We start from the raw sequence: 25,617 nt of genomic DNA, 5'->3' as shown, positions 1-25,617 counted from the left end.
TCTTGCTCAAGAAAAACATTACGCTAAATGAATTCACATATAGGTTGCTTGTCTTGTTAAGCTTTTGTGCTCAACCTCAACAAGCGCCCACACGCATTACCTGATTAATTGTTAAAGAGCGTGCCACCGATCTTTTGGTGGCTGCTTGAGTACTCGTCTCAAGCGAGGTGCGTATATTATTGATTGCATCATCACATGTCAACAAGTTTTTAATATTTTTTTAAAAATTAAAAACTGTCTTATGCGTCAAAAACTTTCAATTATTTGCTTAAAAAACAAACAGTTAATTCGCACCTCTCGGTTACTGATCAACCTGTAATCAGGTGTGACTCCGTAATCGAGAGCGCGAATTATACTTAGGTTGAACAGAGCGTCAACCCTTGAGGGAAATAAATTTAACTTAATATGGTCAGCGGTACGACTGTACTCCACAGAATAACGCTCGCAGCCATAATGGTGACAAGCGCTACAAGACCAACCGTCAATATTGATGTAGAGAACATAAACGCTCTCTCCTCTTCAATATGCATTATGACGGGTACTCCTGTGTAGAGCAGATAGACACTAAAAGCTACCGCTAACATTCCGACACTCACGCAGAGCCACAGCATTGGATAGAGGCCAATGAGCCCTGCCAGCAACATCGGCGTTGCAGTGTATAGCGCTAAACGCGCACACTCATCAACACCCGCGTTGGCACCATAGGTTTTCTCCATCCAACGTATGCTGTAGGTCAACCCGGCGATGACGCCTAATATAGCAATGTAAAATGCTACCGCGGCTCCAAAGGCGGATTCGCTCGCCAACAGGTGATATTCACCATAGGAGACACTCCATCCCACCTGGGTAGTTCCTATGAATAACGATATAGGTGGTATAAGTGCCAGCAGTACCAGCTGAATAATGACATTGTTTAGTGTTAGTGAAGAGTCTTTATCAATTGACTTCCACTCTTTTACTGGGTGATAGAACACACCCGAAAGATGCTGCAGAATCATTGTTACACTCCTTTCAAAGCTGAACTTTGAGTTTGTTTTTATTGATTCAACACATTCAATATAGGATACGTCTGGGATTTATGTGTTAGTTCACTCTCTCTTTTTAGGTTTTCTTTTTCTAAACAATCGTTCTATTAAAAGTAGAGATATTAAAAGCGTATAGATCATCGCCTCTAAAATGCTTGCCCTTATTAGTAGTACCAGGTGTAACAGCGCTAGCATAGCTGCTGGGTAGATCAATTTATGAAGCGTTGTCCATTTACGACCCAATTTTTTCTGCCACCCTTTTGTGGATGTAATTCCCAAAGGGATGAGCAACAAAAGCCCAGCCATACCCAACATAATATAGGGCCTATCCGTTAACTCTCTAATCAGCAGATCAACACGCCAGCCAAGAATAAAGGTCGATACCGCCAAAAGATGGAGCACCGCATAAAAGAGTGCATACAGCCCCACCATTCTCCGATGTTGCAGCAAAAACTTTATATTCAAACGCCGACTGAAGGTTGATGCACAGAGTGTCAGGATCAAAAACCGAATTGCCCACTGCCCTAATTCATCGACAAGCTCTTTCGCTGGATCAGCTCCCAACTGATTGCTATAGGCCAAGTAGACCAGCCATATCAATGGCAAGGCCAACGACGTAAAAAGTGCTATCCAGATGAGCCGTCTAGATAAGCCCCTGCTGGTTAATACCATTTAGAGAGATCCATCCCAGCATAGAGAGGTGCGACCTCTTCATAGCCGTTAAACATTTGAGTCTCTATGATTCTCGGATTAAACAGTGATGATGGTAGCCTTCTCTCTGTCGCTTGCGACCATCTGGGGTGATCTACATTCGGATTGACGTTGGCATAAAAGCCATACTCCTGAGAAGCCGTTAAGCGCCAAGTATTTTGCGGCATGGTCTCCCTGAATCGAATCTGCACGATAGACTTAATACTTTTGAAGCCATATTTCCAAGGCACTACCAACCTAAGCGGCGCGCCATTCTGTGGAGGCATCGCTTGACCATAAACACCGACCGCTAACAACGTCAGTGGATGCATTGCCTCATCTATTCTTAACCCTTCTCTGTATGGCCAATCGATGGTACTGAAGAGTGAACGCTGACCCGGCATCTGCTCTGGGTCTTCAAGCGTGACAAACTCAACGTATTTAGCGTTTGAAGTTGGATTCAACTGCTTTATCAGTGAAGCCAGAGAGAAACCGAGCCAAGGAATGACCATCGACCATGCCTCTACGCATCGAAAGCGGTAGATCCTCTCTTCTATGTCCACTTTTGCAAGAAGATCCTCCAGGTTATAGATACCCGGGCGCTCTACCTCACCCACTATCTCAACCTGCCAGGGGTCTGTCTTAAAATTCTGAGCTCTCTCATACGGATCCTCTTTATTGAGGCCGAACTCGTAGAAGTTGTTGTAGGTAATGACCGAATCGTAAGGCGTTAACTCTTCATCGACGCTCCAAGTTGTCTTTGCGCTTTCGAGCTTCGGTCTTAACCAGTCAGGACCAGGATAGAGTGGCAGATCGGAACTCTTGGGTTGTGTCAGCGCATAGCTAGGCATCGAAGCAGCACCTGCGACCAAACCCAGTCCTTTCAATAGCGAACGCCTAGAAAAATAGACCGATTCAGATGTGATTTCACTGCTTAGAATTTTGGAAGGCTTACCGATCAACATAATTAATCTCCTATCGCTATACCTCTAATATTAGTCGCTAAGCTGACAAATGCCTTACAAATAAAAAACCACCCGAAGGTGGCTTTCTAATGATGTATTACTCTGCTTGTCGTTTTCTACTTCTAAGCAGCCATTGAATAGGGCCTGATACAGTGTAAGCAAGAAAGATAAGCCACAGGTAGAGATCAGGATCTGTCGCTAGAAAGGCGACAACCAGTACGATCACAATCATTTTTACAAAGGTGATCTTCCCTTTTAAGTTGATCTCTTTACCGCTGTTGTAGAGAACATTACTCACCATAGAGAGACCAATGAGCGCCACATAGAGTGCGATCAACCAAGCAAATGGGGCTGGGTCTATCCCCTTTTCAGTCATAAACCAGATCAATCCAGCAATGGTTGCCGCCGCCGCTGGGCTCGGCAGCCCCATAAAGTAGCGTTTATCCAAAGAGCCAATCTGAGTATTAAATCGTGCCAAACGAAGTGCAGCACAGGCGCAGTAGATAAAGGCAGCCACCCAGCCAAACTTTCCTAAGCTCTGTAATACCCAAGTAAAACTAACCAGAGCGGGAGCCACACCGAAAGAGACCATATCTGACAGCGAATCGTATTCAGCGCCAAACTTAGATTGTGTGTTTGTCATTCGAGCCACACGACCATCTAAACCATCAAAAATCATAGCAACAAAAATGGCGACTGCCGCTGCAGTGAAATGACCGTTCATGCCCGAAATGACAGCATAGAAACCTGAGAACAGTGCTCCCGTCGTAAATAGGTTTGGTAACAAATAGATACCACGAGGTCGCTTTACGCTATCTTCACTGGTCGCGTCAGACGTCTCTGGGTCAATCTGGTCAGTCATGTTTAAGCCCTTAAAAAATATGCTGCAAGTCTAACGAATCTATAGAAGAAGCGACAGATACCATTGATTAATTTGATCACCCCAAATCAACATCAGCCATCCAGCTAAGGCTAAAAATGGGCCAAACGGCATGGGTTTAGTGAGATCCTGACGACCAAACAACGCGCCGACAAGTGCATAGATAACACCCGCAACGGATGAGATCAGAATAATTCCGGGAAGGATCGCATAGCCACCCCAAGCCCCAAGAGCCGACAGCAACTTAAAGTCGCCGTAGCCCATACCCTCCTTACCTGTTACCAACTTAAACAGCCAGAACACCAGCCAAAGAACCAGATAGCCAAGCATCGCACCAGTCACTGCAGAGTCCAACGGGACCCAGCCAAATACCAGATTAACCAGTAGACCCGCCCAAAGAAGGGGCAAGGTGATCTGATCGGGCAACAGCTGATGATCTGCATCGATAAAGATCAAGACAATCAGAGAGTAACTGACGAACAGCATCACCAACATCTGAAGAGTAAAGCCAAAATAGAGCGCAATAGTGAGACCCACTACAGCCGTCAACCCTTCGATCATTGGGTAACGCATAGAGATCGAACTGGCACATCCTGAACAGCGCCCTTTCAAAATTAACAGATAGGAGAGGATTGGGATGTTTTCATACCAGCGTATTGCATGTCCGCATTGAGGGCAGCGTGAGCGTGGCTGAGACAATGAGATAGGTTGATCATCGCTTATCTCCTGCTGATCCAAGAATTCAGCGGCTTCACGGCGCCAGCTATTCATCATCATAATCGGCAGGCGATGAATCACAACATTCAGAAAGCTGCCAACCAATAGAGAAAACATAACCACTGCAGGGAGATAGATCGACTCTAGGGTCGATAGATAAGCGCTCATTGCATCGCCTTATAATTGATCATCCAGTTATCCTAGCATGCAAAGAATATTCCAGATATTTTTGCGCTAAAAAAACCCGAACATTGCCGGGTTTAGGATCAGATAACGCCCAACTCTTTGAGCCGCTCTTTTAAATAGCTATCCGCTGTGTATCGATCCGATAGAACCACATCTGGTCTAGGGTGAAGAAACAACGGCAGTGAGATGCGCGATTTTTTGGTTGCGCCACCAACAGGGTTGATCACTCGATGTATGGTCGACGGGAAATAACCTGCCGATGCCTCTTGCAGCATATCGCCTATGTTCACGATCAAATTACCAAACTCAGCCGGTACATCAAGCCACTCACCTGTTTTGCTGAGAACCTGCAAACCTGGCTCACTGGCCGCCGGCAAAATCGTTAGCAGGTTTATGTCACCGTGTGCGGCCGCACGGATAGCACCTGGTTCTTCATTACCATCAAAGGGAGGGTAGTGAAGCACACGGAGCAGCGTCTGCTCACTGCCATTGATCATGTTGGGTAGTGGCTCACGGTAGCCTGCTTTCACCTCTTCAGGGCTAAACTCTTCGACCCAGCCTAGCAACTCAGAGGCTAATGAGCTGGTTTGAGAATAGTAAGCCTGTAACTCCTCCCGCAAATCTTCAGGGCACTGCCCCCAGGGGTAGTAGTGAAAATACTCTTTGATGTCTTTAACTGTATGATCTTTCGCCACTTCAGAAATTTTGCTGGAGAAAAAGCCATCCTGAGTACCGACGTTATAGTCAAAGTCAGATTTGCGATCGCTATTAAAAAAGGCCTGCCAATGATCGTAGATGGCTCGAACCTGCGCTTCGGCAATAGGGTGATTTTTGAGGACGCCGAAGCCGGTCTCATGCAGCGATTTCACAAACGCCTCGCTGGCACCTTCCGATTGATAATCGACCGCTTCTAAAAAATTCGACATACCACTAGCTCCAGTAACTGTTTGTCATTGCTGTTTCGAAAAAATCGACCACGCCAGCATCGTCAACACCCATGCAGGCCATCTGATCAGGACGATCTTTCCAATAATCCAGCATATAGGGTATGCCAAATCGACTCATGATGGTTTGACCCATAGCAACGCCTTCTGTCGCAACACAGATTGGGCCTGAAACCGTTTCAAATAACTCAGGATGCACAACATAAGCGAGGGCCGAAACGTCATGCGAATAGCAGCCATCAATATTCCGCACGCTAGAGTAAAAGTCGATGTAGAATTTAGCCGCACTCTGCATAAATGAACCCACCTTGGCGTTCTCTTTAGCAATACGATCAAACAGTGATCGAGGCAACATAATCTGATGAGTTACATCGAGCCCTACCATGACCAAAGGCCAAGCCGCAGCCATCACTTTATCGGCAGCGTGCGGATCAGAGAGAATATTAGCCTCAGCTACCGGAGAGACATTCCCATCACTCGCAATCACGCCACCCATAATAACAACCTGCTTAATCTTGCTAGGTAATTCAGGGTCCAGCTGCAGCGCCTGAGCTAAGTTACCCAAAGGACCAATCGCAACGATAACGATCTCACCCGGGTTCTGATTCGCTTGATCGACAATGAATTCAGCCGCCGATTGAGGGAGCGATGTTCTCTTAGGGGGTGCTAAATTGAGATTACCAAACCCATCGACTCCATGAACAAAGTCTGGAAATTCCGCTAGAGGCTTGATCATCGGCGTCGCAACACCCTGTGCAACGGGCGTTTCAGAGCCGGCCATCTCAACCAGCGTAAGGGCATTTTGAGTAGCCTGATCAACAGAGACATTGCCAAAGGTTGTTGTAAGGCCCAACAGCTCAATATCAGGGTGTGCCATCGCGGTAAAAATCGCCATCGCATCATCGATACCAGGGTCTGTGTCTAAAATAATCTTGTGCTGTGCCATTGTTATGCTCGATCTTTACTGTAAGGGGTACCAATCGCTTTAGGTGCGATCGCCCGACCAATGAAACCCGCCAACAGAATAACGGTAAGAATGTAAGGAAGTGCCTGCATCAACTGCACATCGATTTCGCCAACAACGGGCAGTTGAACCCCCTGCATGCGGGTTGCAACGGCCTCTAAGAAGCCAAATAGAAGACAAGCGAAGAGTGCGGGGAATGGACGCCACTTACCAAAAATAAGTGCGGCCAAGGCGATGTAACCCTTACCGGCCGACATATCTTTAATGAAACCTGCACCCAACGCGATAGAGAGGTAAGCACCTGCTAAACCACAGAGCAGACCCGCCATAATGACGGCACGGTAACGCAACCAAGCGACTGAAATCCCGGCGGTATCAACCGCCTGCGGATTCTCACCGACTGCACGAAGACGCAGTCCAAAACGAGTTTTAAAAACAATCCAAGCGGTCAGCGGGACCGCCATTAAAGCGACATAGACCAACAGATTGTGCCCACTGAGTAGCTCTGTATAGATGGACCCTAGCAGCGGCACACCCGACAACCACTCACTCAACGGCCAGGTTAGCGGACCAAAGCGTTCATCTGATGTAAGAGAGGGTGTCTGCCCGCCGCGACGGAACCAAGCGATGCCCAACACAACAGTCAAACCGGCCGCTAAGATATTGATAGCCAAACCACTGACCACCTGATCACCTCGGTGGGTGATACAGGCAAAACCGTGCAGTAACGCCATCATAATTGAGACCAATATGGCAGCAAGCAGACCTAACCAGACCGAACCCGTTACAGCCGTCATTGCCGCCGCAGCAAAGGCACCCGCTAGCATCTTGCCCTCTAAGCCGATATCTACAATGCCCGAGCGCTCTGAAAAGAGACCGGCCATGGCACATAAAATTAACGGTGCCGCCAGACGAAGTGTGGAATCTAATGCAGAGATTAACTGAACAGAAAACTCCATTATCGCTCCTCCTGACTTGAGCGGGAAACCAATGCAAAGAGTCGCTCCAGCGGTCCACGCATCATGTAGGCCAGAGCACCGCAGAACAGAATGACCAAGCCTTGAATCACAACAACAAGATCACGTGTGATGGTTGAAAACTCAAACGCCAACTCTGCCCCACCCTGAAATAGCGCGCCAAACAGCAAGCTAGCAATGATAATACCCAAAGGATGATTGCGCCCCATCAAGGCGACAGCGATGCCAGTAAACCCAGCACCAGAGACGAAGTCTAAACCTACACGCTCTTGTGCCCCCATCACCTCGTTGATTGCGACCAATCCGGCCAAAGAGCCTGAAATCATCATCGCAATGACGACCATTCGTTTTGGATTGATTCCGCTATAGACCGCAGCTGACTCATTGAAACCGATCATGCGAATGGCATAGCCCCAACGAGTTTTCCAAATAAGCACCCAGACAAACAGACAAGCCAATAGTGCAACAAAAAGAGACAGATTAAGCGGCGTTTGAGTAATCTTGATCCCAAAAAACGCAAAGAACTCATGCATCAGCGGCAGTGTCGATTCGGGAGCAATCGCTCGTGTCTCTGGTGACATCGAACCCGGTTGAATCAGCACATTCACCAATAGATAGACCATCAATGCAGACGCAATGAAGTTGAACATAATGGTGGTAATCACCACATGACTGCCGCGATAAGCTTGCAAATAGCCGGGTATAAACGCCCAAGCAGCACCAAATAAGGATCCAGCAATAATAGCCAGAGGTAGCAGAGCCCACCATGGCAAAAGATGATCTAAAGCGAGACAGATCAGCCCCACACCTAAACCGCCAATGTAGGCCTGTCCTTCACCGCCGATATTGAATAGCCCCGCATGGAATGCGACGGCCACCGCCAAACCGGTAAAGATAAAGTTGGTTGTGTAGTAGAGCGTATAGCCAACCCCTTCGTCATAGCCAAAGGCGCCACGAATAAGCACTTGCACCGCCTCTAATGGGCTTTCACCAATCAGAGCCACCACAACACCGGCTGACAAAAACGCCAACAAGACATTGATTAACGGAATTAGTCCAATGTCTGCCCAAGCAGGGAGCTTTGCACGACGACTCATGATTGCCCCCCCTGCTGATCCATTTGATCACCGCTTCTTGAGCTGGACATCATTAACCCTAACGAGCGCGCATCGGTTTCTGAAGCCAACACATTACCCACGATGCGCCCTTCTGACATCACCAGCACTCGATCACACAACGACAGGATCTCTTCTAACTCTACAGAGACGACTAACACAGCACTTCCTTGATCACGCAGCGCAACAATCTGCTGATGTATAAACTCGATCGCACCGATATCGACGCCACGTGTCGGTTGTCCCACCAGTAACACCTTAGGTGCGGCGTTCATCTCACGTGCGATACAGAGTTTTTGCTGATTACCGCCAGAGAAACTGGCCGATTTGAGATTGGGATCCACTGGGCGCACATCAAAGGTACTCATTAACTCCTGACAGTGCTCAGTGATGGCGGAGCGATTTTGCAGAATCGAGCCATTAAACTCCGGCTCATCTTGAAAGCCCATGATGGCCGTCTCTTCTGCACTAAACGCACCCACCATACCATCACGGTGCCGATCCTCTGCCACATGTCCGACACCGAGGTGACGAATCTGTTTAGGCGTCATTTGATGCTGAGCATCAATGCAGACCCCTTCAATATTAATCTGCCCCTGCTGCACATCGAGCATGCCCGACAACAGACCTAGAAGTTCGGTTTGACCATTGCCAGATACACCAGCAACACCAACAATTTCACCCGCACTCACCCTGAACGAGACATCGTCCAAACGAGGCACATTGGTGTCATCACGCCAGGTTAGCGAATCTACTTTAAGAAGCGCTGCGCCCGGGTTTGCTTCTTGTTTATCTACCCGTAACAGAACCTTACGGCCGACCATAAGCTCAGCGAGTGCTTCACGACTGGTCTCCGCAGTGTTTACGGTCGCCACCATGGTCCCAGCTCGCATAACAGAGACCTGATCACTGATCGCAATCACCTCTTGCAGCTTATGGGTGATCAGTAGAACGCTGACACCTTGTGATTTAAGTGTTTTTAAAATCGCAAAGAGTTGATCAACCTCTTGAGGGGTTAAAACACCGGTAGGCTCATCCAGAATCAGAATTTTGGCGTCACGATAGAGCGCTTTAAGAATCTCTACACGCTGCTGCAAACCGACTGGAAGATGTGAAACCACCGCATCCAGATCAACATTCAACCCATAACAGTCTGAGATCTCTTGCAGTTTTTTACGTGCTTTAGCGAGTGAATGCGTTAAAGACCAGCTACCCTCAGCGCCCAGCACGATATTCTCAAGTACCGTGAAATTATCCACCAACATGAAGTGTTGATGGACCATGCCAATCCCTAGCTCGATAGCGCGTTTCGAGTCAGTGATACTGACCACTTTGCCATCCACATAGATAGAACCACTATCGGCCTCGTAAAACCCATAGAGGATACTCATCAGTGTCGACTTTCCGGCACCGTTTTCACCAACGATGGCGTGTATCTCACCTTTAACGACATTCAGATCAACGTCGACATTGGCTTTGACGGCACCGAAGTGTTTATTAATCTTCGCTAACTGAATTGAATAAGAAACAGGATCCCGATTGGGATCCTGTATAGGTTGTGTCACCACTCGGTTAGACCTCTATCTTAGTCGAGTGCTGGACAGCTGTTGTCACTCATGTAGTCGTGAACTTTGATTTCACCAGCGATGATCGCTTTTTTCGCAGCTTCAACAGCCGATTTCATCTCAGCGGTGATCAGCGCTTCGTTGTGCTCATCAAGTGCCCAATCGACACCGCCCTGCGCTAGACCAAGCGCTTGGAAACCCGCTTGCCAAGTGCCATCCTGCATCGCTTTAAGCGAGTTATACGCCGCTACATCAACACGCTTAACCATAGAGGTTAGCATCGTACCTGGCTGCAGGTAGTTCTGGTTAGAGTCGACACCAATTGCGTATTTGCCAGAGTCAGCCGCAGCTTGGTAGACACCAACGCCCGTACCGCCCGCTGCTGCATAGACAACATCAGAACCACGGTCGAACTGACTAACAGCCAGCTCAGCACCTTTCGCTGGGTCATTCCAAGCGCTTGGCGTCGTACCGGTCATGTTACGGATCACGTTGATATCTTTGTTAACGTACTGAGCACCCTGAGCATAACCACACTCAAACTTACGAATCAGTGGAATGTCCATGCCACCGACAAAGCTGACAGTCCCTGTTTCTGATTTCATTGCGGCAAGCATACCGACAAGGAATGAACCCTCGTGCTCATTGAAGACAACTGACTGAACGTTTGGCTTATCAACCACCATATCGATCAGAGTGATGCGTGCATCTGGGAACTCACCGGCCACTTTATCAACGGCCGCAGCTTGGGCGAAGCCAACGCTGATGATTGGGTTAGCACCACGCTGCGCAAAACGACGGATCGCCTGTTCACGCTGTGATGCATTAGTCACCTCGAACTCACGGTAGTTAACACCGCTCTCCTCTTTAAATCGCTCCATGCCGTTATAAACAGACTGGTTAAACGATTTATCGAACTTACCACCCATGTCAAAAACAACAGCTGGATTTAGGTCTGCCGCTTGAGCCGATGCTGAAGCTACCGCTACTGAAAGAGCGAGTGTTTTCAAAACTACACGTTTCATTATTGGTGTTCCTTATTTGTGATCGAAGTTTGATTGGTCATCAGAAATCTGGACCGATCAGTCAACCTTATCCCTAAACAGAGAGGCAAACAAGTCTATTTTTAGACAAAAAAAATCCCAGCAAAAGCCGGGATTTTCGAAGTATGAAATGCGTTAAACGCTCAATACTTTCTCGCCGCGAGCAATACCGGATACGCCCGAGCGAACCACTTCAAGAATCGATGCGGTACCTAAGGCTGCAATAAAGGCATCCAGCTTAGCCGAATCACCAATCAACTGAACAGTGTAAGTATTCGGCGTCACATCGATGATGTGGCCACGGAAGATATCCGCAGTACGCTTAATCTCTGCACGCATCTGACCATTTGCTTTCAGCTTGATCATCATAACTTCACGTTCGATGTGATCGCCTTCCGATAGGTCAACAACCTTCACGACATCGATTAGCTTGTTCAACTGCTTGGTGATCTGCTCAACAACACGGTCATTACCGATGGTTGTTACTGTCAAACGAGACAGCGTTGGATCTTCAGTTGGGGCTACCGTGAGCGATTCAATGTTGTAGTTGCGCTGCGAGAACAGGCCAACAACACGTGACAGTGCACCGGGTTCGTTCTCTAGAAGAACTGAAATGATATGACGCATCGTTTAAGTCCTCTCCGTTTTGTTCAACCACATATCACGCATAGAGCCGCGTGGAACCTGCATTGGGTAGACGTGCTCAAATGGATCTACATAGATATCCATGAAGACTAGACGATCTTTCATGGCGAACGCTTCACGCATTGCGCCTTCTAGATCTTCGTAACGCTCCACCTTCATACCGACGTGACCGTAGGATTCAACCAGTTTGATAAAGTCTGGTAGTGACTTCATGTAAGACTGCGAGTGACGTGACTCATAGTTCATATCTTGCCACTGGCGAACCATACCCAATGATTGGTTATTAAGGTTGATGATCTTCACTGGCAGATCGTACTGTTTACAGGTCGATAGCTCTTGGATATTCATCTGAATAGAGCCTTCACCGGTAACACAGGCAACGTCAGCGTCAGGGAAGTTCAACTTAACCCCCATCGCAGCCGGAAGACCAAAGCCCATGGTGCCTAGGCCGCCCGAGTTAATCCAACGATTTGGCTTATTGAACTTGTAGTACTGAGCCGCAAACATCTGGTGCTGACCAACGTCAGAACAGACGAACGCATCACCGTTAGTCACTTTAGAGAGCATCTCGATAACCTGCTGAGGCTTCATCTTGTCGCCTAGCTCAAAACGGCCACCGTGGCGTTGACGCCACTCATCGATCTGTTTCCACCAGTTTGCGATCGCTTCAGCATCTGGCTGAGTCTTCGCTTCAGCCACCAACTCAAGCATCTCTTTAAGAACCGCTTTAGCAGGACCTACAATCGGCACATCCACATCGATCGTCTTAGAGATCGACGCAGGATCGATATCGATGTGTGCAATGCGCGCCGTAGGACAGAACTTATCAGTGCCGTTGGTAACGCGGTCATCGAATCGCGCACCCACCGCCAGAATGAAGTCTGAGTGGTGCATTGCCATGTTGGCTTCGTAACTACCGTGCATACCCAGCATGCCCAATGATTGACGATCAGTACCTGGGTAGCCGCCAAGACCCATTAGGGTATTAGTCACTGGGTAGTTAAGCTCTTGTGCCAGTTTAACCAGCTCTTCGCTTGCGTCACCCATGATGACACCACCACCGGTGTAGATCACAGGACGCTTAGCCGCTAGCAACATATCAACGGCTTTCTTGATCTGACCACTGTGGCCACGGCTGATAGGGCCGTAAGAGCGCATTTTCACGTTTGCTGGGTAGTCGTATGGGTAACGCTCAGTTGGCGTCGTCATATCTTTAGGGATATCTACAACCACTGGACCCGGACGACCGCTCTGTGCGATGTGGAATGCCTTCTTAATGATCGAAGGGATATCCTCTGGACGCTGCACACTGAAGCTGTGTTTAACGATCGGACGAGAGATGCCAAGCATATCCGTCTCTTGGAATGCATCCTCACCGATCAGGTAGCTCATAACCTGACCTGTAATCACGACCATTGGAATCGAATCCATGTAAGCCGTTGCGATGCCAGTCACCGCATTCGTTGCACCTGGGCCAGAAGTTACTAGCGCGACACCTGCTTTGTTAGTTGCACGAGCGTAGGCATCCGCCATGTGTGTTGCTGCCTGTTCGTGACGAACAAGAATGTGCTCAACTTCATCCTGTTGGAAGATCGCATCGTAAACGTGTAGCAATGCGCCACCAGGATAGCCGTAGATGTACTTAACGCCTTCATCACGAAGAGCGCGTACGACCATTTCCGCACCTGAAAGTAGTTCCACCTTTTTACCCTCAATATTGTGTTGTCTATTCAACACTCTGTCTTTGTCTGATTCATGAATGAGTGGGTGCAGCGCCAGCGGGATTGTCCGCCAAAACGTCATCAATACGGGTGTGCGCTAACACAAAAAGCACTCGATACCACTGAAACAAGGATCTCTCTATCAGCAGCGTTAGACCTGAGCTGGGTAATGCTTAGTAAGCCTTTTAAACGTCTGCTATACGCGGGGTTATTTGCATATAACAGGAAGCTTTAAATTTTCGCACTGCAGCGCAGTAACTTCAACCGTCGTGGCGGCTAAATTGTCTAAAAAAAGAGCAACTTTTCAACGATTTCGACAATTTCACAAAAATCCGTCCTCCTGCTAGCGCGACTCCATTGTGCGAGTTATAGTTCAAGGAGGTGTTATTTCAAATTTAGGTTGATACTGGTATCAGGTCAGCTTTAATCCGAACCCTGAATTGACGGGGCGAACATGGCTATCAAAGTCAGTTCAAAGAAATGATTAAAATTAAGACTGATACTCAACAAATCACCGAGAAAATACCTTTCTCAATCTCAGCCTCAACAGTGCCTTATAATCATGATAAGTTAATCAAATGAATCATGACGATTACAGCAAGCTCATAAACCAAATAAGGCACGGTAAAAAACTACCCGATGCTATTTATCTTCATAAATCTCTGCTGTCTGAAAAATACGAATCAATTTTCAAAGTCATTCAAAACATAGCGGATGCATTAAAAATCCATGATGATTGGGACGTTGTAAAACTATTCAGAAAGGAATTCAAAGTTTCGTTACTCTCTTATCCAGAGTTCTTTTCAAATTCTTACCCCCCTCTTGTTAAAAGCACACTAGTAGATTTGGAAAAACTTACGAGCAGAACAACCTCGTACCAAAAATCAGAAAACCCTCCCATACTTCACCGTAAAGAGTTGATGGTCTCTGAAAACCACAAACAATACGAAGAGTTCTGTCAGATCACTAAAGAGGGTGAAATGATTGGTCTCTATGAGAACCCGTTCAAAATTGGATTCAAAGAGACATGGGAAAGACTCATTCAGCAAAAAGGCTATGAGCTAATAGATGGACATCTCGAGCAATTATCAGAAAGAGTGTTAGATACCGAAGAACATAAAGTTGATAGGCACCTGACTGCAATTATTCGATACGAGCTTTCAACCCCCTTTAAAATTTTAGCTAAACATGGATTTTTAAAGCCTGAGGATTCAATTTTCGATTATGGATGTGGACGAGGGGATGATCTAAGAGAACTACAAGCTCATGGGCTCTCAGCATCTGGATGGGATCCAAACTTTAGACCAGACGAAGAAATATTTAATGCTGATTTAGTCAATATAGGATTTGTGATCAATGTCATTGAAAACATTGATGAGCGAATCGAAGCACTACAAAAAGCTTATTCGCTTAGCCGCAAGCTAACAGTAGTAAGTGCAATGATTGCTGGCGAGAGCGTTATATCAAAATTCAAACCCTACAAAGATGGGGTACTCACATCAAAAAACACATTTCAGAAATACTACACACAGGCTGAGCTAAAGGGTTTCATTGAACGAACATTAGACACGGAAGCTATAGCAGCAGCTCCAGGAGTGTTTTTTGTATTCAAAGACAAAATAGCCGAACAAGAATTTCTACTCAATCGTAATAAGCGAAATATCACTTGGAACCATATTACTCAGGACGTTGAGAGAGTTGGGCGTAACGAGCTTATTTACGTAAAGCATAAGCAGTTATTAGATCAGTTCTGGGAATGTTGCCTCACATATGGACGCCTTCCAGTAGAGACCGAGTTTGAGTCTATTGAAGATTTACAAAACACTATAGGTAGCACTAAAAAAGCTCTAAAAGTATTAGATAGCATTGCTGACATAACAGACTTACAACTAGCTGCAGCAATGCGTACAGAGGATTTAACTCTATACTTTGCACTTGGTCTATTTAGTAAGAGGAAACCATACAAATCACTTCCTAAATCCCTTCAAGCGGACATCAAAACATTTTTTGGAAATTACAAAGAGGCTAATGAGTCAGCAAAAGAAGCTTTGTTTTCAATAGCCAATACTGAAATTATTTCTGAAGAGTGTTCGAATGCTAGTGAAATTCTCAGCGCTTGTGATTTTAGACCTAATAGACATTTAATTTTTCATAAAAAATTCCTGGATGTTCTTCCTCTAACATTACGCATCTATGTTAACTGTGCGATTCAATTGTATGGTGATTTAGAAAGTGTAAATCTTATTAAGATTCACATTCATAGCGGCAAAGTTAGCTTCATGGTCTATGACGAATTTGAGTCGAGTCCGCTTCCACTGCTGATAGAAAGAATCAAGGTTAATCTTAGAAAACAAGATGTAGATTTTTTCGACTACGTACCTCCATTCAAGCCCCCAGCCCTTTACTGGAAAAGCAAATTTATAGATGACAGTTTTGAAGACTTTAAAAAACAGCGTAGTTTCGACAAAAAACTAGTAGAACTAGGTATCATGGAATCTACGAAAGATTACGGTCCTACTAGAGAAGAACTTATGATCTCTATTGAAAATATGGGTTTTGATCTACGTGGTTATAGATTTTACAAACGTTAAGATTATTAAATGATTTACTTTGACTCAGCTGCTTCTTATCCGATGTTACCAGAAGCTAAGGAAGCTTTGATTGACGCTTCAATCGAACTCTTTGGAAACCCATCTTCTACTCACGGAGCGGGAGAATTGGCATCTAATGCGATAGATATATCAAGAGAATTAATAGCTGATTCTATTGGTGCACTTCCTAGTGAAATTGTTTTTACAAGCGGAGCAACTGAATCAAACAATCTTGCACTCAAGGGTCATTTCAGCCTTTCTAAATTTAAAGACAAAAGACACCTGATCATTTCTTCTATTGAACATAAGTGCATATTGGCAATATCAGATTACCTCTCTAGAGATTCTGATATTGAGGTTTCACTCGTACCACCAAACAAAGATGGAATCATAACGGCTGATGCAATCAAAGCACTGATCAAAAAGGACACTAGCCTTGTATCAGTAATGCATGTGAACAACGAACTAGGAACCATTAACCCAATCTCAGAGATTGGCAATCTATGCTATGAACATGGCATCAAGTTCCATACAGATGCAGCACAAAGCTACTTGAAAGAAGAGATTGATGTTGATGATATGAATCTCGACTATCTTTCTTTGTCAGCACACAAAATTGGTGGACCTAAAGGTATTGGAGCTCTTTACATTAGAGATCGCAGATCACTACCAATGAACCCTGTAATTCATGGCGCTGGCCAAGAGGAAGGACTTCGAGGAGGCACTCTTCCTGGACCTCTCATAGTTAGCACTGGTAAAGCAGTAGAGACTTTTTCACAGTCCTACACAAATCTAAAAAAACAAAACTACAAACAGTTTCTAATTAATTGCCTTACAAATAAAGGCGTTAATCATCAAGTCAACGGTGTGGGTATACCCTCTCTAGTATCCCTTACGCTTCCTGATACTGACGTAGCAGCTTTATTAAGAAACACTACGAATAAATTTGCCCTTACCACAGGATCAGCTTGCTCATCAACAGAGGTTGAAATATCTCATGTATTAGCTTCTATTGGGCTTAATAGAGATCTTGGTGAGAGAACTTTGAGAATTAGCTTTCATCACAAATTAAATAGTTCAGACATTGAAGCTCTTGTAAGCGAAATCAGGAAATACAGTTAATTACGCTACTTGTAGCAAGTAATACACGCACCACCGCCTTCTGCTAGATCATAAGCTTCATCGAGGTCTGTCAAAGTACAGGCGATAATATCGGGATCTTCAAGAAGAGCATTACGACGTTTCTTTTTGTTGAATCTAGCAATCTTCTTCTCATGGTTCTCGCGGATTTGAGCCTGTCGAGCTGGATCTTCAAGAGTTTCTAGTGGCTCACCTTGGCCCATCCAATAGAAACGCTCACCGACTGTTGAACTCTCGTCATCACCCTTTTCAAATTTCTTAGCTTCTTCAAAAAGATCTGGATGATGCTCCATCAACTTAAGCCACTCGATCTTTTGCTGATAGAAACAAAAAGTACACCCAGAACGAGAACGCCATTTGTAATATTCGGGTAAATCAAGACCATTTCTTCGAAGAATATTAACGATATCTGATTTAACTATACCGTCGTCTCGGAAAGGCATAATGGTTTCAATTGGCTTTTCAATCGTCATAAAACCAGTTCGATGAGGTTCATCTGCACGAATGCCTACATAATTTTTAATTTTGTAGCCTTCTGCAATGAAGCCATCGACCCACTTTTCAAATGGCTTAAGCTTTAATTCTACAGTGCACCATCGATCTCGTTGAGACGGTAAATAGTTACCGTTCTTTTTTAATAGGGAACTAAACTCAAGCTCACCCCTACCTTCGATTCCATTGAGAGACTTGTCATTTAAACGATGAATATGGCCAAGCTTAGCCTCAAGCTGATCAATGAAATCATTTGTTTCAGGCAGTTCATAACCCGTATCAGTGAAGAAGTATTCTATGTCTAAATCAGGGCGAGTCTCTTTCATGTATAGCGCAAGAGCACTACTGTCTTTGCCGCCAGACAGACCTAATACATGCTTTACCTTCTCCATTACTACTCCTTGCCTCTAATGGGCATCATCTCTTTAGCAAGTAGTGCCATAAGTACGGATACGCGATGAGAGTTGTTCAATTCATTAAGATCTTCAGTCAATTTAGATTCGAGTGCTTTTAGCTCTTTTGAATCTAGTGCTTTAGCATCAACGAATTGTTCAAGTTCGATTACGTCTCCATTTGAATCTTTATATATTAGAGATATTGGAGATGTATTTGCATCAGAACGGCTCTCTGAGTCAGCAAATGTTTCATAGCGCTTAAATTGAACAGACAAATTTCTGAGCTTTTCATAACCTTCACTTATACGCTCGTCTGTCCAACTGTCTTTGCGAACTCCAACTAAAAGCGATATTAGCTCATCTAGATTTTGTTGCGTTTCATTACTGCTCCACTTGGCAACTCGCTTAGCAAAGTTTTCTATCTCTGGTCTGCTAGCATTTTCAGCAACAAACTCACACCTTCTCGTTAAGTCTGGGCCAGGAGCTGCTCCTAAAATTTCCAATAATGTATTTTTAAAATACGATGATAAGTTTGTATCTGTCTGAAATAGACTAGATAAGCAATTACTCAGCTTGGAACTAATATCATCTCTGTTACCAAAAATTGTAGGGATATCCTCAAGTATAAGCTTGTATGGATCTTTTGCTGCAAGTACACGGTCTCTAAAACGCTTTGTTAGTGGATCTAAATGATCTTCTCCACCAGCTTTAAATAAATTGTGACCTGAAGTTCTTTTTACCCAACTCGGAATTGCATGCATTTTCTTTACTAAAGAACGTGCAGTGCTCAGAATCGACTCATCACTTACGTTTTCAGAAGCAATTGCAATCTGTTTTACCAAACTGATATCTGTATCTGCTAGTTCGTAATAACGTACTGCAGCTTCGGACGGATAACGCCAAAGCTTACCTACCAGCTCCTCGTCTAATTCAGGAATATAAATCCAATCTTTAGTTGAGTCGAAGTCATAAAATGCTAAGTGCCCTTCTAAAGATTTTAAAAGTGCCATCGCGTAAAGTTTGCATAGCCCTAGTGTTAGACCGAAGGGAGGACTCATCCAGTAATCATATAGATCTTGAATTACTTTAAGCTCGCTTCCACTCTTTATAAATTCGTAGCCAGATTTCCATAGTGTGAATGAAAGACGGTGTGACTCTTGGAGCTGGTCAGCATCTTTAATATCAAACCAATTGCCACAGAATGGAACTTCCTTATCAGGCGTATGCCAACCTTTATCTTTTAAGCAACTGAGAAATATCCCTTTCTCTGGTGGGAATGTTTCAGTGGGAAGCCCCAAGTTCACTTCATCAGCATCAAAAAGAATAGCCAGCATTAGTTTATTTAATGCTGAGTTTGAAGTTCCAGACAACTTCATACGATTAAGTAATTCATTTTGAACTGGTGGACATAGAGTATAGATCTGATCCGCGATGATACTCACTATAGAGGTGAGAGAAGCACGCTGAATAGATTGACTTCGATATATCCAAGCAGCTTTATCAAGGGTTTCTTCCAATACCTTCTCAATATTGGATTTAGCCTCACTTTCTCTAGTTTCAATTTCGGATTTGGCTATAGGGTCTCGACTTAACTTATCAGACTCTTCCTTAGCTAACTTTTGCAGAGCAATAAGTTCAACACTTGCTCTTTCGAGTGCCTCAGTATTGGGATATTCAGCAACAACAACATAAGCATTATCAGAAAATTGTTCTACGAGCCTCTCGCTCAAGCCTTTTGTTGTAGGGATGATGAAATTTACAAAAGCTGCGCCTACTTTGCCTGAAGGTATATTGACCTGCTCAACCGAGCTTACAACCTGAGTCTCAGCCCAACGCATCACCCCTGTTCTATGATAGTGAGCATTAGCCAAGATTAATTTTTCTGTATTAACCGAGGAAACCCAGTCTAAGCCGTCTTTTATTCGTTCAATCCAATCTAAAATCAAACGATTGATATCTAAGTCACTGGCACTGAATACATGGTAAGCACCGTAAGCATGACGGAAAATTACTATCGATTTAGACTCAAGAAACGTGATTGCTTCAGACACTTCTGATTCAGAATAATTAGTACCAGGAGAGTTGATGAAATATTCTATTAAAAAGTCTTTTCTTGCGTATAGACCGCTTCGAGTACCCATCACGGTGAATAGAGCTACTAATTTAGCAATAGATACATGGATATTAGTTCCATGTATCGAAGCCCTTTTTACTGCGTCACATGCTTCAAGCCACGCTTTACTTTCACTAGATGCAGAAATTACATGCCCTAAATTGTTGTATAAGTAATCCCACAACGCATCAGTGCCATAAAGTTTCTCACTGGCATCACTAATAAATACATTATTTACAAAATCACGAAAGCCATACTTTTCATGCGTTGCTATAAAGCTGAAAAGACTGCGCTCATTCTGCGAAAAACTTTGTTTTGATATAGGACCAAGAAGCATCGCAACTACAGGATCTATAGGTAAGACCTTTTCAAAAGTCGAACGACCACCCAGCTCAAAGTCTTTCAATACAGAATCTATAAGATCAGAGCCAACATCTTTTAGCTTCACATGAAGCGAGGGCTCCACAGTAAAAGACTCTCCAACCAAATAAATTGATTCTTCAATACTTGGATTGAATCCAAAGTCTTTGTAGCGCCCTTGAACTTTACCCCACTCATTTTGGGTACTTGAATCACGTCCTTTAGCGTAAGCAGCGAAAGACTGGTGAAGAAAGCCTATAGCTATGATGCTAGTGTACTGCTGGATAAGATCTGCGAAAGCTTGAAAGAAATGAAGATCCCCACCCACGCTTGCTTGATAATCTAACGCCTTACCCATTTCATCGATAATGATAAGAACTCCATCATTAGAATCTTCAGCTTTATCGAATGCGAGTTTGAGAATAGACAGGCAGTCATCCTCTGACAGGTCATGCTTGGGCAGTAAAGATGGACAAATATTGCCGACTATTGATTCAGTTATTGAGCTAACTGGTGATGAGAGACCGCATAAATGTTTAACGACGCGCCAACCAGATTTGTAAGTGAAATTTTCTTGAAACCTATCACTTGCCCCAATCAAGTCCATTTTATCTAGAGCTTTACGTCTGATGTTGTCATCACTTGATAGAAGACAATCAAAGTATAAAGCTAATGTAGATTTACCAGAGCCATATGGACCAGTGACAGTAAAAGCTCTTTGTTGAGTACCATTTACTTCAGCACCAAGACTCTCAATCGTTTGAATTACTGTACCGTGAGCAATGAAATTCTCTAAAAACAGCTCATGATTGAAGTTTGCTTCAGTTACACGAGCAGAGGACTTGAAGTGATTGCTAATCGAAATAGGAGCAGACATTATTTAGATCTCCTGTAGTAATCACTCAGTAAATCTGCTGGTTCTTCTATAAGGGATTGCTCGACCGAAACTTGTTTCAAGCCAAGTGAATCGATCCAAAACACTTCATTGTCTGTGGCTAGTACAGCCTCATCGAGCAACCGACCTAACCCAGATTCTGAAAGTTTAAAAATACGACCAGGCGATAAAGGCTTAGTTAGCAAGTCTTCGAAACTCACCGTATTAACACTTGAATCTTTATTAATGTGTTTGAAAAAATTCACAAGAGCGAACAAGAAGATGTTAATAGGAAGCGAAGGACGATCCGAAACCTCGCATTGGAAGTAACCTCTACCTAGGTCACGAATCAAACCCAATTCAGTAAGAGGGGATGCAAAGTAATCTTCATCGGCTGCTTTAGATTTTTTACCCGCATTAATTTTAGGCTTAGATGCATAAGTTGAGAGAAAACAATCTACATCTTTTTTCAAAGTAGCTTTCTTTAACTGGGTAACAGCATCAACTGAAACTCTACTTGAAAGCAGCATTGCATCATCATAAAGGTCGTCGATTAGTTTGGTTTTCTCAAAATAGATATTATTTGAGTAGTTGAAGAAATACCGATAAGCAGTAAGGCTTTCTTCGTCAAAATTGAGAAGAAAGTGAACTAACCAAATAGTTCCAATATCTTCTAAGTATGGATCAAAGCCTTTCTTCTCTGAAAGGATCATCTCGCCAACAGGTGTAATCTTTTGAACACTCACCCTGTTTTCAATCACAGACTTGATTACATGGGTAGACTCAGCCCAATACTTAATAGCATTGACCATATTCTTACCCACACCAAGAGCCGTGATTGCTTGTTCAGCTTTTGCCACATCAGAAGCTGAAAGTAACACATTGTTTTCAATAAGATTTATTGATTTGAAGAGCCAACCATGTCGTAAAGGGAAAGTATCATGGCCTGTAAATTTGAATTTCATAAGTTACCTAGTCAACACTTAGACTGGAGAATGTGTCCAGGAGCAACATGATACTGTATTTATATTCAGTTATGAAGACGTATACCTAGGCGATAAGTACCACAACTAAAGCTTTGACATCAGAATAGTACCCCAATCGTCTATTATCTCTTCTATAAGATCTGCTTCGTAGTAATGTTTTTCTAGAGACATAGCTGCACTTACCAATAAAGGCTCTAAATAATTCATCGTTTCTTCAAGTTGTGAAGGTGGAATTCTTTGAAAAAACTGATGATTTGTATTTAGTTTAATCTGAAGAGTATTTTCACTATGCTCAAAATGAAATAATGAATTACCTCTGAAAGACTCCAAGACAAAATTGTAATCAGGCAAACTTTCAATGAGTGCATTCTTGTTAGTTTCTGTCTTTACTTGCGTTGCAGCGACAGAATCGCTTTTCAGAAACCAACAAAACTTATCATCCTTCTCAACTAGTTTCTTAGAAAGAAGGGAATAAAGAACGGAATTCACCTCAGACCTTTTACAGTTCAAGATGTAAATCATCTGAGAAGCCTTAAGTCCAGGTCTTTCTCTGAGAAACGAAAGAACATCCTGCTCGGTGGGCTTAGCCATTTTTTATCCTTTGCAAACTTACAGTGTGTGCATGTTTTTGGATTTGATATATTTCGTAATACTCAATCCACTCTAACAAAACTCTTAAATACTCCTTCACGTCCTTCCGATAAGGCTTGGGGTCATTTATCAAAACATCATGAAGCTTAGATGATAGGTAACCGAACCTGAGAGGTTCATTTTCTTCTTCCACAACAGAAGATAACCACTTAAAAATCTTAAGCGCCATAAACTTGTCTAAGGATGGAGCTCCGCTCCACAAAGATTTGTCATGACTATAGTCCATATCGTCTGAAGGTTTATTAAAAAAGCAGGATGGTCCGAGTCGCAAACATTCATCAGTCCAAATCTTATCTACTACTGGTAGAAAACACTCGCTTACCTGGCTGCTCCAGGTGTTAGATTGTTTGCTTTCTAAATTTGCTTGAGCACTCTCAACTTCCTTTTTGAGAATATTGAACATAGGCGTATTCAAGGCATAAGCATCTAAAAAAAACTTACGTATTCGTGTACATTCTTCATTCGATGGAAAAACCTCAATATTTAGCTCTTTGTTACCTGAAGCAAAAAGGCTTAATCCATTGTTTGTATAGTTTGAACTTCCAAGAGCCAAAAACTTTTTATCTACTAGTACAGCTTTGGCATGAAGTGTTTGCTCAATGTAAAAGGACCAACCGAGCGACTTACAAAATTCAAAAACACTGAGGTCAGATGCACCACTAACTAAATCTGCCTTATTCCATCTACTCAGAACATGCACCCGAACATCTTGGGAAATATTGGATGCCACCCACTCAATGGCAGCGAGCTTCAAATACGCTGAAACAATGAATATCTCACCATCGGCAGTTTGAACTGACTCTGAAACTCTTTGAGCCAGTTCTTCACCAGATAATAGTCGAGCCTCAGGCATCAGCATTTAATTGCTTTAAGAAACTCTTCACGTGAGACCCCCAAGTGTTATTTATCTCATCAATATCATCTATGCGTTCAAACAATTCATCCTGGGTTCTAGCGTATCCCATCATCAACAAATCTAGAGCATCTATGTATCTATGCTCATCGTTTGACATCAACGGTTCATACATCTCAGTGTAAAAAGGGTGCTTTCTATTAATAACTAAATTACAAGTCATGCCTGTTGTTTCAACTGCAAAGAATTGCGCTCCAGGCCAAGAGCTAAAAGATTTTTCTACAATCAAATCAATTTTATTGTTAGCTATCTCTTTAGCTTCTTCTTCTGTCAAAGATGTGTCGCTATCCATGACAGATGAAATCCACTCTTGTTGCATTTGCTCTTTGGTTTTAGCTTCACCTTCTAACTTTGACTTAGTGTCCTTTTTGTTATTTTCAAGCTCTTTATTAGCAATTCTTGAGGGCTTGTCTGGTAGTGATGACTTTTCTGAAGACCTTGTTCCTTTGCCTCTACTTTTTATGATTTCTTCGAGAGTTTTAATTTCAATTGAGATTCGCTTCGATAGCTCCTGCCTAAGAGCTAACTTTGGATCTTCTTTAATCATCAACTCCCAATCATCATGATCAGACTTGAATTCCTTCATATCGATAAAGTGAATACCGCGAACTGCTTGTTTGTTGTTGGTTACACCAAACACCTCATCAAATATTGGCTCAAAACGCACTTCACAGCCCCACCAACGATGCCTTTCATCCTGCGGATTGAAATAACCAAATGTTCCGAAATCAATCTCTCTAGCCGCCCTAACAAAGGATATACCTGTATTAGATCTGTAATGACGTCCTAGATCAGACCCGCCACCAAGTTTTTGTGTTTCAGGAAGCGCTACCGAAAACCTCAACTGAACCTCAGCTTCATCTCCTTCTTCGTTGTAAGGAAGCATAAGAGAAATCACATTCCCATGAAGTATGTTTGTAGCTTTGTCTTTGAATCCAGGAACGGTATTAGGAACCATTAAGTAAAGCGGATCATTTGCATGAAGATCTGTAACTGAGCGCTCTTTACCAGTATTTATTAACTTAATCTTTCGCTGCTTGCCATAAGTATCATCTGTATCTAAAAAGTGGCGATAAACGCGACAAAGCTCAGACTCCATTCGCTTAAATAAAGTGGAAGCGCGGGCAATATCTAAACGGTCACACTTTTTCCAGACTATTAAAGATCCACTCTGACCGACCTCTCCCTCAATGTCTTTTAAAAGCTCAAAAGGCATTTTGCATTCTTTAACAATATTAACTTCTTGTTGCTGGCTATCCTTTACTTCGTCGACATCAAGATAGGTATGATGGCACGAATTATTTTGCCATGAGTAAACCTCAACTCTTCTACACTGGCTTACTGAAGCATTAGGCAAACCAATACCAAAACGTCCTATACCTTTACGGGATTCAAGCCTAGTACCGTTGCCGAACTGTAAACATATTCCAAGCGTATCTGCTGACATCCCGTCGCCATCATCATAAATCATGATGTCAGAAATTCTTGTCGTAACCCTTTTAGCTGCTTGAACTTCACTTTCACGAGTCAGGATTTGAATGTTTTTAGCATTTGCTTCTATTGAATTATCAATAAGCTCAGCTAGTGCACTGGCTGTATTTTTATAGCCAGCATCTCTGAAGGTTTGTATTGCTGTACTAGCAGGTACTATTGAATTGTTCATTA

The 25,617-nt window shown here is 43.7% G+C and carries 21 protein-coding genes; 2 read left to right on the top strand and 19 right to left on the bottom strand.

Translation table 11 applies throughout. The features are described from left to right. Positions 1-395 precede the first annotated feature (395 nt). The 13 genes from XMG48_RS11855 to XMG48_RS11795 all read right to left on the bottom strand — a co-directional run bounded on the left by XMG48_RS11855 (position 396) and on the right by XMG48_RS11795 (position 13,417). Complete coding sequence (locus XMG48_RS11855; protein WP_173482288.1) at positions 396-998, bottom strand: Yip1 family protein; 603 nt, start codon at positions 996-998, stop codon at positions 396-398. 90 nt (positions 999-1,088) lie between these two features. Next, positions 1,089-1,697 (bottom strand): sulfite oxidase heme-binding subunit YedZ, encoded by a 609-nt coding sequence (locus tag XMG48_RS11850; RefSeq protein WP_173482287.1) that lies wholly within the window; start codon positions 1,695-1,697, stop codon positions 1,089-1,091. Then, entirely contained in the window at positions 1,688-2,680 is a 993-nt protein-coding gene (msrP, locus tag XMG48_RS11845) for a protein-methionine-sulfoxide reductase catalytic subunit MsrP (RefSeq protein ID WP_173482286.1), read from the bottom strand. The genes XMG48_RS11850 and msrP overlap by 10 nt, the downstream gene beginning before the upstream one ends. A 97-nt stretch (positions 2,681-2,777) precedes the next feature. Continuing rightward, on the bottom strand, positions 2,778-3,542 hold the full coding sequence (pssA, locus tag XMG48_RS11840) for a CDP-diacylglycerol--serine O-phosphatidyltransferase (RefSeq protein WP_173482285.1): 765 nt from the start codon (positions 3,540-3,542) through the stop codon (positions 2,778-2,780). 39 nt (positions 3,543-3,581) lie between these two features. Then, positions 3,582-4,445 (bottom strand): A24 family peptidase, encoded by an 864-nt coding sequence (locus XMG48_RS11835; RefSeq protein ID WP_173482284.1) that lies wholly within the window; start codon positions 4,443-4,445, stop codon positions 3,582-3,584. Between the two features lie 98 nt (positions 4,446-4,543). Further along, a complete protein-coding gene (locus XMG48_RS11830; protein ID WP_173482283.1) occupies positions 4,544-5,389 on the bottom strand; it encodes an isopenicillin N synthase family oxygenase in 846 nt (281 codons plus the stop codon). Between the two features lie 4 nt (positions 5,390-5,393). Continuing rightward, on the bottom strand, positions 5,394-6,353 hold the full coding sequence (locus XMG48_RS11825; protein WP_173482282.1) for a nucleoside hydrolase: 960 nt from the start codon (positions 6,351-6,353) through the stop codon (positions 5,394-5,396). Between the two features lie 2 nt (positions 6,354-6,355). Continuing rightward, positions 6,356-7,330: an ABC transporter permease gene (locus tag XMG48_RS11820; protein WP_173482281.1), complete on the bottom strand. Its 975-nt coding sequence runs from the start codon at positions 7,328-7,330 to the stop codon at positions 6,356-6,358. After that, on the bottom strand, positions 7,330-8,445 hold the full coding sequence (locus XMG48_RS11815; protein WP_173482280.1) for an ABC transporter permease: 1,116 nt from the start codon (positions 8,443-8,445) through the stop codon (positions 7,330-7,332). The genes XMG48_RS11820 and XMG48_RS11815 overlap by 1 nt, the downstream gene beginning before the upstream one ends. Further along, the gene (locus XMG48_RS11810) at positions 8,442-10,028 is read right to left on the bottom strand and encodes an ABC transporter ATP-binding protein (protein WP_371731483.1); all 1,587 of its coding nucleotides are present in this window, start codon (positions 10,026-10,028) and stop codon (positions 8,442-8,444) included. The genes XMG48_RS11815 and XMG48_RS11810 overlap by 4 nt, the downstream gene beginning before the upstream one ends. 20 nt (positions 10,029-10,048) lie before the next feature. Continuing rightward, positions 10,049-11,053 (bottom strand): BMP family protein, encoded by a 1,005-nt coding sequence (locus XMG48_RS11805; protein ID WP_173482279.1) that lies wholly within the window; start codon positions 11,051-11,053, stop codon positions 10,049-10,051. 153 nt (positions 11,054-11,206) lie between these two features. Next, positions 11,207-11,698 (bottom strand): acetolactate synthase small subunit, encoded by a 492-nt coding sequence (ilvN, locus tag XMG48_RS11800; RefSeq protein ID WP_173482278.1) that lies wholly within the window; start codon positions 11,696-11,698, stop codon positions 11,207-11,209. A gap of 3 nt (positions 11,699-11,701) precedes the next feature. After that, positions 11,702-13,417 (bottom strand): acetolactate synthase 3 large subunit, encoded by a 1,716-nt coding sequence (locus XMG48_RS11795; RefSeq protein ID WP_173482277.1) that lies wholly within the window; start codon positions 13,415-13,417, stop codon positions 11,702-11,704. 598 nt (positions 13,418-14,015) lie between these two features. Between XMG48_RS11795 and XMG48_RS11790 the strand changes: the two genes are divergently transcribed. Both XMG48_RS11790 and XMG48_RS11785 read left to right on the top strand, forming a co-directional pair. Next, positions 14,016-16,028 (top strand): DNA phosphorothioation-associated putative methyltransferase, encoded by a 2,013-nt coding sequence (locus tag XMG48_RS11790; protein ID WP_173482276.1) that lies wholly within the window; start codon positions 14,016-14,018, stop codon positions 16,026-16,028. A 9-nt stretch (positions 16,029-16,037) separates the two neighbouring features. Next, a complete protein-coding gene (locus tag XMG48_RS11785) occupies positions 16,038-17,150 on the top strand; it encodes a cysteine desulfurase family protein (RefSeq protein ID WP_173482275.1) in 1,113 nt (370 codons plus the stop codon). Between the two features lie 5 nt (positions 17,151-17,155). Here XMG48_RS11785 and XMG48_RS11780 read toward each other — a convergent pair whose 3' ends face one another. The 6 genes from XMG48_RS11780 to XMG48_RS11755 form a co-directional block, all read right to left on the bottom strand. After that, positions 17,156-18,052, bottom strand: coding sequence for a phosphoadenosine phosphosulfate reductase family protein (locus tag XMG48_RS11780; RefSeq protein ID WP_173482274.1), 897 nt, complete (start codon positions 18,050-18,052; stop codon positions 17,156-17,158). 2 nt (positions 18,053-18,054) lie between these two features. Then, complete coding sequence (locus tag XMG48_RS11775; RefSeq protein WP_173482273.1) at positions 18,055-21,405, bottom strand: hypothetical protein; 3,351 nt, start codon at positions 21,403-21,405, stop codon at positions 18,055-18,057. Further along, the gene (locus XMG48_RS11770) at positions 21,405-22,367 is read right to left on the bottom strand and encodes a DUF4007 family protein (RefSeq protein ID WP_173482272.1); all 963 of its coding nucleotides are present in this window, start codon (positions 22,365-22,367) and stop codon (positions 21,405-21,407) included. Before XMG48_RS11770 ends, XMG48_RS11775 begins: the two co-directional genes overlap by 1 nt. Before the next feature lie 105 nt (positions 22,368-22,472). Beyond that, positions 22,473-22,979 (bottom strand): hypothetical protein, encoded by a 507-nt coding sequence (locus XMG48_RS11765; RefSeq protein ID WP_173482271.1) that lies wholly within the window; start codon positions 22,977-22,979, stop codon positions 22,473-22,475. Next, on the bottom strand, positions 22,972-23,898 hold the full coding sequence (locus tag XMG48_RS11760) for a phospholipase D-like domain-containing protein (RefSeq protein ID WP_173482270.1): 927 nt from the start codon (positions 23,896-23,898) through the stop codon (positions 22,972-22,974). Before XMG48_RS11760 ends, XMG48_RS11765 begins: the two co-directional genes overlap by 8 nt. Next, positions 23,885-25,615 (bottom strand): ATP-binding protein, encoded by a 1,731-nt coding sequence (locus XMG48_RS11755; RefSeq protein ID WP_173482269.1) that lies wholly within the window; start codon positions 25,613-25,615, stop codon positions 23,885-23,887. The genes XMG48_RS11760 and XMG48_RS11755 overlap by 14 nt, the downstream gene beginning before the upstream one ends. Positions 25,616-25,617 lie beyond the last annotated feature (2 nt).

Source organism: Marinobacterium sp. xm-g-48, from assembly GCF_013282925.1.
Classification (GTDB): Bacteria; Pseudomonadota; Gammaproteobacteria; order Pseudomonadales; family Balneatricaceae; genus Marinobacterium_E.
The sequence above is the reverse complement of the archived record's forward strand: the minus strand, read 5'-3'. Positions and strand labels throughout refer to the sequence as shown.